General features: G+C 57.1%; 1 protein-coding gene. It reads left to right on the forward strand.

Annotated features, from left to right (window positions below; genetic code table 11):
* Positions 1-39: 39 nt before the first annotated feature.
* A partial coding sequence (locus QP978_RS10785; protein WP_284857165.1) for a helix-turn-helix domain-containing protein occupies positions 40-387 on the forward strand: 348 nt, incomplete at its 3' end.

The raw sequence follows: 387 nt of genomic DNA on the forward strand, positions 1-387 counted from the left end.
CGGCTAGGGCTGACGGAACGCTTAATTATTGCCGATTGCCTGCGGGCAGGTCATTCGCACCGGCGTATCGCCCAGATGGTCTGTCGTAGTCAATCCACTATCAGTCGTGAAATCGCACGCAACAGCGTCGATGGTATCTACGATGCCTATCACGCTGATCAGGCCAGCCGCGGGCGTCTTGCTCGTCCAAAGCCGCGCAAACTCGATGACAATCGATTTTTGCGCGCCCAGGTTGTCAATCTGCTCAACCGTGGCGCCTCGCCGCGTCAGGCCAGTGGCAGGTTGGCTGCACTGTGGGGTGATAATACGCCCATGACTATTAGCCACGAGTCGATTTACCAGGCCCTTTACGTACAAGGGGCAGGCAGCTTGCGCAAAGAACTTGTG

Origin of the sequence: Corynebacterium sp. MSK035, assembly GCF_030232615.1 — a bacterium.
GTDB classification, from domain to species: Bacteria; Actinomycetota; Actinomycetes; order Mycobacteriales; family Mycobacteriaceae; genus Corynebacterium; species Corynebacterium jeikeium_D.